This window comes from Streptomyces sp. NBC_00286, assembly GCF_036173125.1.
Lineage (GTDB): Bacteria > Actinomycetota > Actinomycetes > Streptomycetales > Streptomycetaceae > Streptomyces.
Window position 1 is genome coordinate 4,652,966 of the sequence record NZ_CP108054.1, and the last position, 12,207, is coordinate 4,665,172.

Annotated in this window: 13 protein-coding genes; 4 read left to right on the forward strand and 9 right to left on the reverse strand. The window is 69.1% G+C overall.

What is annotated here, in order from left to right; genetic code table 11:
- Positions 1–224 precede the first annotated feature (224 nt).
- Both OHT21_RS21140 and OHT21_RS21145 read right to left on the reverse strand, forming a co-directional pair.
- On the reverse strand, positions 225–1,319 hold the full coding sequence (locus tag OHT21_RS21140) for an aspartate-semialdehyde dehydrogenase (protein ID WP_328769922.1): 1,095 nt from the start codon (positions 1,317–1,319) through the stop codon (positions 225–227).
- A 55-nt stretch (positions 1,320–1,374) separates the two neighbouring features.
- Positions 1,375–2,652, reverse strand: coding sequence for an aspartate kinase (locus OHT21_RS21145; RefSeq protein WP_328769923.1), 1,278 nt, complete (start codon positions 2,650–2,652; stop codon positions 1,375–1,377).
- A gap of 279 nt (positions 2,653–2,931) precedes the next feature.
- Here OHT21_RS21145 and OHT21_RS21150 point away from each other — a divergent pair, with 279 nt between their 5' ends.
- Positions 2,932–3,696, forward strand: coding sequence for a response regulator transcription factor (locus OHT21_RS21150; RefSeq protein WP_328769924.1), 765 nt, complete (start codon positions 2,932–2,934; stop codon positions 3,694–3,696).
- Entirely contained in the window at positions 3,693–5,105 is a 1,413-nt protein-coding gene (locus tag OHT21_RS21155) for a HAMP domain-containing sensor histidine kinase (RefSeq protein ID WP_328769925.1), read from the forward strand. Before OHT21_RS21150 ends, OHT21_RS21155 begins: the two co-directional genes overlap by 4 nt.
- Here the strand turns inward: OHT21_RS21155 and OHT21_RS21160 are convergent.
- On the reverse strand, positions 5,071–5,568 hold the full coding sequence (locus OHT21_RS21160; protein ID WP_328769926.1) for an SgcJ/EcaC family oxidoreductase: 498 nt from the start codon (positions 5,566–5,568) through the stop codon (positions 5,071–5,073). The two genes, OHT21_RS21155 and OHT21_RS21160, sit on opposite strands and share 35 nt — an antisense overlap.
- 150 nt (positions 5,569–5,718) lie before the next feature.
- Between OHT21_RS21160 and OHT21_RS21165 the strand changes: the two genes are divergently transcribed.
- A complete protein-coding gene (locus OHT21_RS21165) occupies positions 5,719–6,450 on the forward strand; it encodes a TSUP family transporter (protein ID WP_443050649.1) in 732 nt (243 codons plus the stop codon).
- 25 nt (positions 6,451–6,475) lie between these two features.
- Here OHT21_RS21165 and OHT21_RS21170 read toward each other — a convergent pair whose 3' ends face one another.
- The 5 genes from OHT21_RS21170 to OHT21_RS21190 all read right to left on the reverse strand — a co-directional run bounded on the left by OHT21_RS21170 (position 6,476) and on the right by OHT21_RS21190 (position 9,466).
- Positions 6,476–6,865: a twitching motility protein PilT gene (locus OHT21_RS21170; RefSeq protein WP_328769928.1), complete on the reverse strand. Its 390-nt coding sequence runs from the start codon at positions 6,863–6,865 to the stop codon at positions 6,476–6,478.
- Entirely contained in the window at positions 6,862–7,137 is a 276-nt protein-coding gene (locus OHT21_RS21175; RefSeq protein WP_328769929.1) for a hypothetical protein, read from the reverse strand. The genes OHT21_RS21170 and OHT21_RS21175 overlap by 4 nt, the downstream gene beginning before the upstream one ends.
- 494 nt (positions 7,138–7,631) lie before the next feature.
- Positions 7,632–8,291: a DUF5063 domain-containing protein gene (locus tag OHT21_RS21180; RefSeq protein WP_328769930.1), complete on the reverse strand. Its 660-nt coding sequence runs from the start codon at positions 8,289–8,291 to the stop codon at positions 7,632–7,634.
- A gap of 119 nt (positions 8,292–8,410) precedes the next feature.
- A complete protein-coding gene (recR, locus tag OHT21_RS21185) occupies positions 8,411–9,010 on the reverse strand; it encodes a recombination mediator RecR (RefSeq protein ID WP_165339967.1) in 600 nt (199 codons plus the stop codon).
- Positions 9,011–9,121: 111 nt separating this feature from the next.
- Positions 9,122–9,466 carry a YbaB/EbfC family nucleoid-associated protein gene (locus OHT21_RS21190; protein WP_165339968.1) on the reverse strand — a complete coding sequence of 115 codons (345 nt, stop codon included), beginning with the start codon at positions 9,464–9,466 and terminating at the stop codon, positions 9,122–9,124.
- 288 nt (positions 9,467–9,754) lie between these two features.
- Here OHT21_RS21190 and OHT21_RS21195 point away from each other — a divergent pair, with 288 nt between their 5' ends.
- Positions 9,755–10,534 carry an SLATT domain-containing protein gene (locus OHT21_RS21195; RefSeq protein WP_328769931.1) on the forward strand — a complete coding sequence of 260 codons (780 nt, stop codon included), beginning with the start codon at positions 9,755–9,757 and terminating at the stop codon, positions 10,532–10,534.
- Positions 10,535–10,712: 178 nt separating this feature from the next.
- Here the strand turns inward: OHT21_RS21195 and OHT21_RS21200 are convergent, their stop codons facing one another.
- The gene (locus tag OHT21_RS21200; RefSeq protein ID WP_328769932.1) at positions 10,713–12,122 is read right to left on the reverse strand and encodes a M20/M25/M40 family metallo-hydrolase; all 1,410 of its coding nucleotides are present in this window, start codon (positions 12,120–12,122) and stop codon (positions 10,713–10,715) included.
- Between the last annotated feature and the right edge of the window lie 85 nt (positions 12,123–12,207).

Below are 12,207 nucleotides of genomic sequence, written 5' to 3' on the forward strand. Positions count from 1 at the left end.
CCCATGTGATCGCGGCGTCCGGACACCCCTCACGGGCGACCCCAAAGACGCTCCCCGCCCTCCGCGCGGTTGCGGAGGGCGGGGAGGGAAATCTTCGAACGCCGAAGGCTCCGGTTCTAGATCCGGACCAATGGGCGAACCATCAAACTGTCACAGATTCTACAAACGTTTCAGCCCAGTACCACACGATCATCGGCAAACCGGCCCGCACTCAGGACAGTTGCTCATGCCCCGGCCCCGCTCCCGGCCCCCTTCATTTCCCCCGCCACCAGCTCAGCGATCTGCGCCGTGTTCAGCGCGGAACCCTTCCTCAGGTTGTCCCCGCACACAAAAAGTTCCAGCGCCGTCGGGTCGTCAAGGGCCCGCCGGACGCGCCCCACCCACGTGGGATCCGTGCCCACCACGTCCGCCGGTGTCGGGAACTCCCCGGCGGCCGGATCGTCGAAGAGGACGACCCCGGGCGTGGTGGCGAGGATCTCGCGGGCCTGGTTCACGGTGACCTCACGCTCGAAGCAGGCGTGGACGGTCAGCGAGTGCGTCGTGATGACGGGCACGCGTACGCAGGTGACGGCGACGCGGAGGTCCGGCAGCCCGAGGATCTTGCGGGACTCGTCCCGTACCTTCATCTCCTCCGAGGACCAGCCGTCCTCCCGCGGAGTCCCGGCCCACGGCACCACATTGAGCGCCACCGGCTCGGGGAACGGCCCGGTGTTGTCCCCCACGGCCCGGCGTACGTCACCGGGGCTCGTCCCCAGCTCCGTACCCGCGACGAGCGACAACTGCTGCCGCAGGGTGTCGACGCCCCGGCGTCCGGCGCCGCTCACCGCCTGGTACGAGGACACCACCAGCTCACGCAGCCCCAACTCGGCGTGCAGTGCGCCGAGGGCCACGATCATGGACAGCGTCGTGCAGTTGGGGTTGGAGACGATGCCGCGCGGCCTCAGGCGGGCGGCGTGCGGATTGACCTCCGGGACCACCAGCGGCACATCCGGGTCCATCCGGAAGGCGCCGGAGTTGTCGACCACGACCGCGCCCTTGGACGTGGCGATGGGCGCCCAGCGCTCGGCCACCTCGTCCGGTACGTCGAACATGGCGACGTCGACGCCGTCGAAGGCGGCCTCGGTGAGCGCCACGACCTCGACCTCCTCGCCGCGCAGGGCCAGCTTGCGGCCGGCCGAGCGCGGCGAGGCGATCAGACGGATCTCACCCCAGATGTCCGCGCGCTGGGACAGGATCTGGAGCATGACCGTGCCGACGGCTCCGGTCGCTCCCACGACCGCGAGCGTCGGCTTTCCGGCACGCCCCGCAACCGCGGTCATCGGCGGCCGGTGCCTCCGTACGAGAGGCCTCCGCACGATCCGTACGAGGGGACGGTCATCGCCCGGTGCCTCCGTAGACGACGGCTTCGTCGCTGTCGGAGTCGAGACCGAAGGCGGTGTGCACGGCGCGGACGGCTTCGTTCACGTCGTCGGCGCGGGTGACCACCGAGATGCGGATCTCGGAGGTCGAGATCAGCTCGATGTTCACGCCCGCGTCGGACAGCGCCTCGAAGAAGCCCGCCGTGACGCCCGGGTTGGTCTTCATGCCGGCCCCGACCAGAGAGATCTTGCCGATCTGGTCGTCGTAGCGCAGCGACTCGAAGCCGATCGCCGTCTTCGCCCGCTCCAGTGCGTCGATGGCCTTGCGGCCCTCGGTCTTGGGGAGCGTGAAGGAGATGTCCGTCAGGCCGGTGGAGGCGGCGGACACGTTCTGCACGACCATGTCGATGTTGATCTCGGCATCGGCGATGGCGCGGAAGATGACGGCGGCCTCGCCCGGCTTGTCCGGGACACCGACGACCGTGACCTTGGCCTCGGAGGTGTCGTGTGCGACACCGGAGATGATGGCCTGCTCCACCTTCTGGTCCCCTTGCTGAATCGGCTCGTTGCTGACCCAGGTGCCCTTGAGTCCGCTGAAGGACGAGCGCACATGGATCGGGATGTTGTAGCGGCGGGCGTACTCCACACAGCGGTGGAGCAGCACCTTGGACCCGGAGGACGCCAGTTCCAGCATGTCCTCGAAGGAGATCCAGTCGATCTTCCGGGCCTTCTTCACCACGCGCGGGTCGGCGGTGAACACACCGTCGACGTCGGTGTAGATCTCGCAGACGTCGGCGTCGAGGGCCGCGGCCAGCGCGACCGCCGTGGTGTCGGAACCGCCACGACCAAGCGTGGTGATGTCCTTCTTGTCCTGGCTGACGCCCTGGAACCCGGCGACGATGGCGATGTTGCCCTCGTCGACCGACGTCTGGATCCGGCCCGGCGTGACATCGATGATCCGCGCTTTGTTGTGGACCGAGTCGGTGATCACACCTGCCTGGCTGCCGGTGAAGCTCTGGGCCTCGTGGCCCAGGTTTTTGATCGCCATCGCCAGCAGGGCCATGGAGATCCGCTCTCCGGCGGTCAGCAGCATGTCGAACTCCCGCCCGGCAGGAATCGGGGATACCTGCTCGGCGAGATCGATCAACTCATCCGTCGTGTCACCCATCGCCGACACCACGACGACCACCTGGTGGCCGTTCTTCTTGGCGTCGACGATCCGCTTGGCGACTCGCTTGATGCCTTCGGCATCCGCTACGGAGGAGCCTCCGTACTTCTGCACGACAAGGCCCACGTGCGCTCCTCGCTCATTCCGTCTGGTACCGCACACTGCGGTCGGCTCAGTCTAACGAGCGGCCGAACACCACCCGGGTGTTATCGCATCGTGAGATGTCCCGCTCACGACGTGATCACTCGACCCTGTCGCCGAGTGCTGCCAACGGCCCCTGGCGGCCCGGCCACTCCAGGACCGCACATGCCCCCTCAGTCAGGGCCCACTCGGAAAACTGCGCCGAAAGTGCGCCGAGTCACACCCGGCGAGGAGCCTGAGTTTTCAAGCACTAGGGTTCCGGCTGTGCGCGTACTTCTGGTGGAAGACGACGAGCCGATCGCCCAGTCGCTCCGGCGCGGCCTGACGCGATACGGCTTCGAGGTGGAATGGGTCACCACGGGCCGGGACGCTCTGGCCCACGAAGGGCCGTACGACGTCGTCCTCCTCGATCTCGGACTGCCCGACACCGACGGCCTCGACGTCTGCAAGACGCTACGGCAGCGCGGCGACGTGCCGATCATCGTGATCAGCGCGCGCAGCGACGAGACGGACCGGGTGGTGGGCCTGGAGCTCGGCGCCGACGACTACGTCTCCAAGCCCTTCGGCGTACGGGAGGTCATCGCACGCATACGAGCGGTGATGCGCCGCATGCAGCCGCGCGCCACCGAGGCGCCGGCGGAGGCCGGCCCCGACCGGTACGGGCCGCGCCTGACCATCGACCGCAAGGCCGCCCGCGTACGACTGGACGACGAGGAACTGGCCCTCGCGCCCAAGGAGTACGACCTGCTCGCGTTCCTCACCCAGGAGCCCGGCGCGCTGATGTCCCGCGAACAGATCATGGAAGCGGTCTGGGACGCGAACTGGTTCGGGCCGACCAAGACGCTCGACGTCCATGTGGCGGCGCTGCGGCGGAAACTCACGGACGCCATCACGATCGAGGCGGTACGGGGGGTCGGCTTCCGGCTGATCGTCCACGAGGACGGCGATCCGCGCGGGAGCGCGGGGAACGGCAGGAACGGCGGCGTGGGCGGCAAGGGTGGCGGCGTGAGCGGCGGCAGCTCCTCATGATCCGCCAGCTCATTCGCAGTTACGTCCTTCTCGTCGCCGTCGCGATCGCCCTGTTCACCGTGCCGGTGGCCTTCACGCTCACCGACCAGTTGCGGGACGACACCAAGCTGTCCGTCGAGCGCGAAGCCAGGACCATGGCGCTTCTGCTGGGCAACGGCAGCCAAGCCTCGTGCCAGGCTCTGGAGGAAATGGGCACGGCGTACAGCCTTAAGACGCCCGACGATGTCCAGGTCCTCTCCGAGGAGGCGCCCTGCGCGGGAGAACTGCCCCAGCCGGACCAGGACGCGGCCCTCACCAAGGCTCTGAACGAAGGCAAGCCCACCAGCGACTGGGGCTCCTCCTTCATCTGGGGTCCGCACCTGGTGGTCACCGTTCCCGCCCACGCGGATCCGGTGGTCCCGGGTGCGGTGGATCCGGGTGCGGACGATGCGAAGGGCCCGGTGGTCGGAGCCGTACGCATCGAGTACTCGACCGAGGACCTCACCGGACGGCTGTGGACCATCTGGGGCTTCCGGGCGATCCTCGCCGTGCTCGTGCTGGCCGTGGCCGCCGTGATCGGCGCCGTGGTGGCCCGTCGGCTGACCCGCCCCCTGCGCCAACTCAACGACATGGCGAGCAAGTTCAGCGACGGTGACCTCACGGCCCGTTCCCCCGTGACGGGCCCACAGGAGACACAGACGCTGGCCCGTACGCTCAACCAGGGCGCCGAACGCCTCGACACCCTCATGTCCGCGCAGCGCATCTTCGTCGCGGACGCCTCCCACCAGCTCCGTACGCCTCTGACGGCGCTGCGGCTGTCGCTGGACAACATCGCCGACGGTGTGGACGACGAGTTCGTCAAGGAGGACGTGGAGCAGGCGACGGCGGAGGTGGTCCGGATGAGCCGCCTGGTCAACGACCTGCTGGTGCTGGCGCGGGCCGAGGCCAAGGTGACCGCCGCGGAACCGCTGCCGCTGAGTGACGTACTGGAGGAGCGGCTGGCGGTGTGGCGGCCGGCCGCCGACGAGCGCGGAGTGTCGATCGCGCTCAGGGGGAGTGCCGACGGCCGGCTTCTTGTGCTGGCCAGTCCCGGTCATCTGGACCAGGTCCTGGACAACGTGCTCTCCAACGCCCTGGAGGTCTCACCGGACGGCGCGACCATCACCGTCCACGCGGAGTCCAAGGGCGATCAGGTGGTGCTGAAGGTGATGGACCAGGGCCCCGGTATGTCCGAGGCCGAGAAGTCCCGCGCCTTCGACCGCTTCTGGCGCGGTCAGGGCCTCACCGGGCGTTCCGGCTCAGGCCTGGGCCTCGCCGTCGTCAGGCAGTTGGTGACGGACGACGGCGGGACCGTCGCGCTCGAGGACGCCCCCGGGCGCGGTCTGTGCGTGGCGATCAGCCTTCGGGCAGCACCGAAGAGTGGTGGTTGACGATCTTCCACTCGCCGTTGCGCTTCTCGTACTCGTATGTGTAGCGGGCCTCGGCGACCGACTTCTCGCCGGTCTCGGGGTCGGTGATGTGGAAGTTGTACAGGCCGGCGTCGATCGCGGAGTCGTGGTCGAGAACGTTGATGACGGTCTTGACCTTCTCGCCGCGCGGCTTGTTCTCGAGGAAGTGCTCCATGTAGTCGACGATGCCGGCGCGGTCCGTACGCACCTCGGGCGACAGGGTGGGCAGCAGCACCGCGTCCTTGGCGTAGAGGTCGGCCACCTTCTCCGGGTCGCCGGTCTGCAGGGTCGCGTTCCACGTGTCGAAGAGGGCGGCGACCTCCTTCTTCGAGGGCTTGCCGGCCTTCTCGGGCGTGGCCGCGCTGATCCCCGCGGTCACCGTGGCGACGGAGACGAGGGCGGTGGCGGTGACGAGTGCGGCGCGTATACGGGTCTTGCGGGTCATCGCAACTCCAGTGCGGTCTAGGTAGGTTGCTCCCTTTCGCTTCCGCTGCGGTGGGAGTGACTCAAGATTCGCCTGGCACTGGTTAGGGCTGATCCAGCAGACGTGCAGGGGCCGGACAAGATCCGTCCAAAGACAGAGGGTGACACTTTGATCACGGGCGCATGGGCGGCGAACCTGCTGCTGGGCGGCATCATCCTGCTCGGTTCCTCCGTGCAGTGGCTGACCGGCATGGGCTTCGCGCTGGTCGCCGTACCCGCGCTCGTGCTCCTGCTCGGCCCGGCCGAAGGCGTCGCGCTGGCCAACTGCGCCGGCGGGGTCATCTGTCTCGCCGGCCTCACGGGCGGCTGGCGCCAGATACGCCCACGGGCGATGGTGCCGCTGTGCGCCGCGGCGGCATGCACCGTACCCGCCGGGACATGGGTGGCCCGACGACTGCCCGAGCCCGTCCTGCTCGCCTTCATGGGCGCACTGGTGACGGTGGCCGTGCTGCTGGTCATACGGGGCGCCCGGGTGCCGGCCCTGCGCGGCACCGGCGGCGCGGTGACCGCGGGCGCACTGGGCGGGTTCATGAACTCCGCCGCCGGGGTCGGCGGCCCGCCGGTCTCCCTGTACGCGGTCAACGCGGGCTGGCCGGTACGAGAGTTCGTCCCGAACGCGTTCTTCTACGGAGTGCTGGTCAACGCGTTCTCCGTAGCCGCGAACGGGCTGCCCCAACTCGCCCCGCCCATCTGGCTGTTGGCAGCCACCGGCATGGCCGCCGGCGCCGCCGTGGGGCGGGCGCTCGCGACTCGGGTGCCGGAGAAGGGGGCGCGGGGGTTGGTGCTGCTGCTGGCGTTGGGGGGCGGGATCACGACCCTGGCCAAGGGGTTGTGGGGGTTGTGATCCCTTGGCCAGGAGTCGAACTCGTTCAGGGACGTTCGACGCGGATGCGCTTACGGTTCGCGCATTCGACCAGGTCACGGATGTCACCCAGGTCATCGGTGACGATCGGTGCCTCGTCGTATGCGATCGACGCGAGGACGACACTCGCATCGACCACGTCCGAGGTCCCATTGCGACGGCAGAGCGCGCCCGCGGCCTTGGCGGCCACCTCCGTGAGCGGCAGAATTTCGCAGCCGTTCAGCACCCGATGCAGACGCGCCGCCGAAGCCCGCTCATCCCAGCACTGGGCAAGCACACCCGCAGGCACCAGCACCGAGACACCGGACGCCAGCGCCTCCCTGTGCCGCCACAGGAACCGCTGATTGTTCTTGGCCGCAGCGATCAGCGCGCCACTGTCGTAGACAACATGCTTCATGCGCTGCGCTGCTCCCGGTGCTCTTCCGCGAAGAGATCGTCAACCCATGCCCGAGCTTCTGCCTGCTCATCGGGCGTGGGCCAGCCATGCTCGTCGAAGTACTCGTCCATCGCCCGCAAGCCTTCGCGGACGATGCGACGCTTGTCGAGGTACTGCTCCAGTGCCCGGCTGATCACCGCCGAGATCTGCTCGTCCTCGGCAGCGGCGTACTGCCGCACTGCCGTTCCGAGCTCGGCATCCAGACTCACGCTGAACTTCACCTTCTCTGCCATATTACGAATGTAATCCGGGAACTCCGCTGGGGCCACCGGCACGCGGAGGCGCACGGGCGCCCCCGCACTCGGCGTCCCGGAGGCACAGCTGCGCGAAGTCCGCGTCCGCGTGCGGGGATTCGTCACCCACGGCGCGTTTTCCGTACCCCGTTTCGGCCATGGGGTGGGTGGGGCGCGGCAGGGCAGGACTAGGCTGGGCGCAAGCCACGATCGAGTTCCGTTCGATCCGTAGGGCCAGGCCCCGGAGCCGGTGTTGGCGCACCGACCGGGGCCGATCTTGTGCCGGGAACCTAGAGTGACTTTACGTTCAGATGCAAGCCGATCGCGGAACGTCACCCTTACGAGTTACGCACCCTCAACTCACGTACGGACTTGGTTGGTTGGGCTGTCCCCGTAAAAGCGCTGTGGGGCGCGGCATGCCCGCCGCGCCCCACATTCGTATCCGGACCTCGGTGCTCCCCGTGTTCGAGGCCTCGCAGTTCCGTCGGCCTTCGTTACTTGACCTCGCGCAAGCCCAGCGGCCCCGCCAGTTCCTCCGCCATGACCTTGCCGGCTTCCTCCTCCAGGGCGTCCTCGTTGAGGTCCTGGTCGGTGTCTAGGCCGTCGAGTTCTTCCAGGGGCTGGTTCAGGCGTACGTGGGCTACCAGGGACTGGAGGGCTCGGAGGGTGGCGGAGGCCGTGGAACCCCAGTTGGAGAAGTAGGAGAACTGCCACCACCACAGGGCCTCCGTGGTGCGGCCCGCCTTGTAGTGGGCCATGCCGTGGCGGAGGTCGGTGATGACGTCGGCCAGGTCGTCGGAGATACGGGCGGGGACCCGGCCCTTGCGGTGCTCGTACGGGTCGAAGACCTCGGAGTAGACGTCGATCGGGTCGAGCAGGGCGGCCAGACGCTCGCGGAGTTCGTCCACGTCCGGCTCGGGGCCGAGGTCGGGCTCGTAACGCTCCTCGGGAAGGATGTCCTCGTGGGCGCCGAGGCGGCCGCCCGCCAGCATCAGCTGGGAGACCTCGAGCAACAGGAAGGGCACGGCCGAGTCCGGCTCGTCGCCCTTGGCGACCTCGGTGACCGCGACGAGAAAGCTCTCGATCTGGTCCGCGATCTGGACCGCGAAGTCACCCGGGTCGTGAGCGGCCGCGTGCAGCGTGGCGTCAGACATCTAGAAGCCGACCTTCCTCATGAGCAAAAACACGTTCAGACATCCATGAGCCGCGTTCCCGCGAAGGCGCGGCCGTCTCAGTGGCGTTCGTCTCAGCCGTCTCAGCTATCTCAGCCGTCTCAGACATCGAGCAACCGCCTCCCTTCGAAGGCCCGGCCCAGGGTGACCTCATCGGCGTACTCGAGGTCACCGCCGACGGGCAGACCGCTGGCCAGGCGGGTGACCTTGAGGCCCATGGGCTTGATCATGCGGGCGAGATACGTGGCCGTCGCCTCGCCCTCCAGGTTCGGATCCGTGGCCAGGATCAGCTCCGTGACCGTGCCGTCCGCGAGCCGGGCCAGGAGTTCCCTTATCCGCAGGTCGTCCGGGCCGACGCCCTCGATCGGGCTGATCGCGCCGCCGAGGACGTGGTACTTGCCCCGGAACTCCCGCGTCCGCTCGATCGCCACGACATCCTTCGGCTCCTCCACCACGCAGATGACCGCGAGGTCGCGGCGCGTATCGCGGCAGATGTTGCACAGCTCCTCCTGCGCGACGTTCCCGCAGGTGGCGCAGAAGCGGACCTTGGCCTTCACTTCGAGAAGGGCCTGCGCGAGACGCCGTACGTCCGTCGGCTCCGCCTGCAGGATGTGGAAGGCGATCCGCTGCGCGCTCTTGGGACCGACGCCGGGGAGCCGCCCCAGTTCGTCGATGAGGTCCTGGACCACGCCTTCGTACAACGGATTGCCTTCCTGTTCACGCTCTCTCGGTACGTACCGTAATCGCGCTTGTCTTCTTGGTACGTACGGTAGTTGGCGTCCGGCCTTCTTAGAAGAGACGGCCGGATTGACTTAGAACGGCAGGCCGGGGATGCCGCTGCCGCCGCCCAGGCCCTGGGCCAGCGGGCCGAGCTTCTCCTGCTGGAGCGCCTGCGCGTTCTCGTTGGCCGCCTGGACCGCCGCGACGATCAGGTCGGCGAGGGTCTCGGTGTCTTCCGGGTCCACGGCCTTCGGGTCGATCTTGAGGGCGCGCAGTTCGCCGGAGCCCGTCACGGTCGCCTTCACCAGGCCGCCGCCCGCCTGACCGTCGACCTCGGTACGCGCCAGCTCCTCCTGGGCGTTCGCGAGGTCCTGCTGCATCTTCTGGGCCTGCTGGAGCAGCTGCTGCATATTGGGCTGGCCACCACCGGGAATCACGATCAGCTCCTGGTTTCGTACGGCTGTCCGGGCAGGGGTTTTCCGCCCGCGCGGGCGTTTCCCCGTCTGGCATGAGCCTACGTGGTCTACAGCGGCATCGCCCCAGCACTCTTTCGAGTGAGGCAAGGCGATTGCCTATACCTGATCAAGAACCACGTCCGAGCGTAAAACCCCCGATACCGGGGCCATCGCCACCCATTGGGAGGTAGTAAGGGTGGGGCGCTTCAGCAGCTTGCGGCACCCATGCGCCACGGTACCGTCACGCAACGTAACGATGAGGGAGCGTCGGTGAGCCAGCCGGAGATGCAGCCCGAAGGATCGGCCCAGGACGGCCGGGGTGACGGGCGGGGGGACGGTCGAGCTGACGGATATGGGAACGGAGTTCTGCCGGGTGCGCCCGGTGACTTGATGGGCCGGCCGTTTCCGGTCGGCGACTGGGCGGAGCCGGCGGAGCGGCTCCATGAGCTGTACCGGTGGGTGGAGGCGGGGGCGCTCGCCACGGCCTCCTGGTATCTCGCCGGGCGGGCGTGGAAGCGGCGGGGCGCGCGGGTGCTTCGGGCCGGTACGGCTGTGGGGGCGGTGGCCGGGGCCGCGTTGCCGGTGCTCGATCTCACGGGGGTGGTGGGCGGTGTGGCCCCCTGGGGTTATCTGGGACTCCTGGGTGGGGTCGCGTGTGTGGCGGTGGACCGTTTCTTCGGGGTCACGTCCGGGTGGATAAGGGACGTGGCCACGGCCCAGGCCGTGCAACGGCGGCTGCAGGCGCTGCAGTTCGACTGGACGTCGGAGTGTGTGCGGGAGGTTCTCGGGCCTACGGAGGGGACGGCGGCGGATGCCGCCGAGCGGTGCCTCGGGGTGTTGCGGCGGTTCTCCGAGGACGTTACGGAGCTGGTGCGGGCGGAGACGGCGGACTGGATGGTGGAGTTCCGCAACGGGGCCGCTCCGCTGGGGTTGCAGTCATCCGTGGCCGGGGCTTCGCGGCCGGATCCGTCGGCGCCGGGCGGGCGGCCCGCGCTTGCGCCGGGGGCGCGGCCGAACATGCCTCGGCAGCGGCCGCCGGAAGCTCGGTGACGCCCGCGGCGGAGCCGCTGATGGATACGGCGCCCCCGCCGCCCTTACCCGTCCCATACCAAGGGGCTCCGCCCCTGAACCCCGCTGGGGGCTGCGCCCCCAGACCCCCTCGGGGCTACGCCCCGGGGATGGGACGGGTAGGGGCGGCGGGGGCGAAACAACTCCCGGCCCGGCGCCGTCACGCCTGCGGCTGCGGAAAAGCCACCGGGCTCCGATACCCCGCCCGGCTCACCGCCCGCACCCCGAAGAACACGTTGTCCTTCGACAAGTCCACCTTGTGTTTCGTCACGTCGCCGACCGGAATCACGTGGGTCCAGTCGGGCTCCGTCGTCTCGCGCCATACGACCTCGTAGCCGGCGAGGTCGGGCTCGGAGCCGCGCGTCCAGCTCAGCTCGGTGGAGTTCGTGAGCGCGGCGGTGAGGATCTTGGCGCCTCGCGGGGTGCCGGGGGCCTGGGCCAGGCTCCAGAGGGCGGCCGCGTTGACGCGCGCCACGCGGGCGATGAAGGGGAAGTCGCAGAACTCCGGCAGGTCCCCGTACTGCTTGCCGTTCTCGACCCGTACGTCCTGGTGCTGGTGCGCGTAGTCCTCCGTCGGCTCGGTGAAGCGGGCGGCGGGATAGGCGCGTTCGAGGAACGGGATGTGGTCGCCGCCCCGACGGTAGCGGTCGCGGCGGTAGATGACGCGTACGTTCATGCCGGTCGCGGAGTTGTCCGCCGTGTCCCGCACGAAGCGGGCCAGCTGGCGGGTGGCGGAATCGTTCTCGCCGCCTACGGAGCGGCGGGTGTCGGCCTGTTCGGGGGTCTCCGAGCTGGGGACGCCCTCCGCGAAGAGGCGGATGGTGTACGGGTCCTTGGTGCCGTCGTCCGCCGTCGGGCTGCCCACGATGTCGTTGGTGAACATGCCCTGGACGTCCGCGTCCGTCGACCGGAACCGCTCTGCCATGTGCGCCGCCCCGTACAGCCCCTGCTCCTCCCCCGCCACCGCCGCGAACACGATGGTCGCGGCGGGGCGCCGCCCCGCCATCACCCGGGCCAGTTCCATGGCGACCGCCACCCCCGAGGCGTCGTCGTCCGCGCCCGGGGAGTCGGACGTGGCGTCCATGGGGTCGCTGCACCGGGAGTCGTAGTGGCCGGAGACCACGTAGATACGGTCCGGGGTGACCGAGCCGCGCAGGGTCGCGATGACGTTCGTGATGCGGGTGGGCGCGGGGATACGGTTCGCCGGCTGCTGGACGTACGACTGGAGTTCTGCCGTCATCCGGCCGCCGGAGGTCTTCGCGTACGACTTCATCTGGGCCAGGATCCAGTCGCGGGCCGCGCCGATGCCGCGCTTGGGGTCGTCCTGAGAGGAGAGGGTGTGGCGGGTGCCGAAGGAGGCGAGTTTGCGGACGGTCGCCTCGATGCGCTCGGGGTCGATCTCCCTTAACAGGGCGCGGAGTTCGCGGGACGGCGGCTGGGCGGTTGCGGGTGGACGCGTGCCGGTGGGCTCCATGGCCTTGGCCTGCGCGGCGACCGCGTCGGCGGACACCGCCACGGCCGCCGACGCCGCGGCCAGGACGTTTCTTCTGCTGGGACGGATGCGCCGCATGGATCCTCCCGGAACACGGGGTGGGGGAACGCCGTGACTTGCCATCGTTCTGCACGCGCCAGGCAGGGGCAAGGGCGCCCGGGGA

What these genes read in the sequence shown, in the direction of transcription:
- OHT21_RS21200 (WP_328769932.1), bottom strand. Translation starts at nt 12,122, where the DNA reads ATGCGGCGCATCCGTCCCAGCAGAAGAAACGTCCTGGCCGCGGCGTCG.
- OHT21_RS21140 (WP_328769922.1), bottom strand. Translation starts at nt 1,319, where the DNA reads ATGACCGCGGTTGCGGGGCGTGCCGGAAAGCCGACGCTCGCGGTCGTG.
- OHT21_RS21160 (WP_328769926.1), bottom strand. Translation starts at nt 5,568, where the DNA reads ATGACCCGCAAGACCCGTATACGCGCCGCACTCGTCACCGCCACCGCC.
- OHT21_RS21170 (WP_328769928.1), bottom strand. Translation starts at nt 6,865, where the DNA reads ATGAAGCATGTTGTCTACGACAGTGGCGCGCTGATCGCTGCGGCCAAG.
- OHT21_RS21175 (WP_328769929.1), bottom strand. Translation starts at nt 7,137, where the DNA reads ATGGCAGAGAAGGTGAAGTTCAGCGTGAGTCTGGATGCCGAGCTCGGA.
- OHT21_RS21155 (WP_328769925.1), top strand. Translation starts at nt 3,693, where the DNA reads ATGATCCGCCAGCTCATTCGCAGTTACGTCCTTCTCGTCGCCGTCGCG.
- OHT21_RS21180 (WP_328769930.1), bottom strand. Translation starts at nt 8,291, where the DNA reads ATGTCTGACGCCACGCTGCACGCGGCCGCTCACGACCCGGGTGACTTC.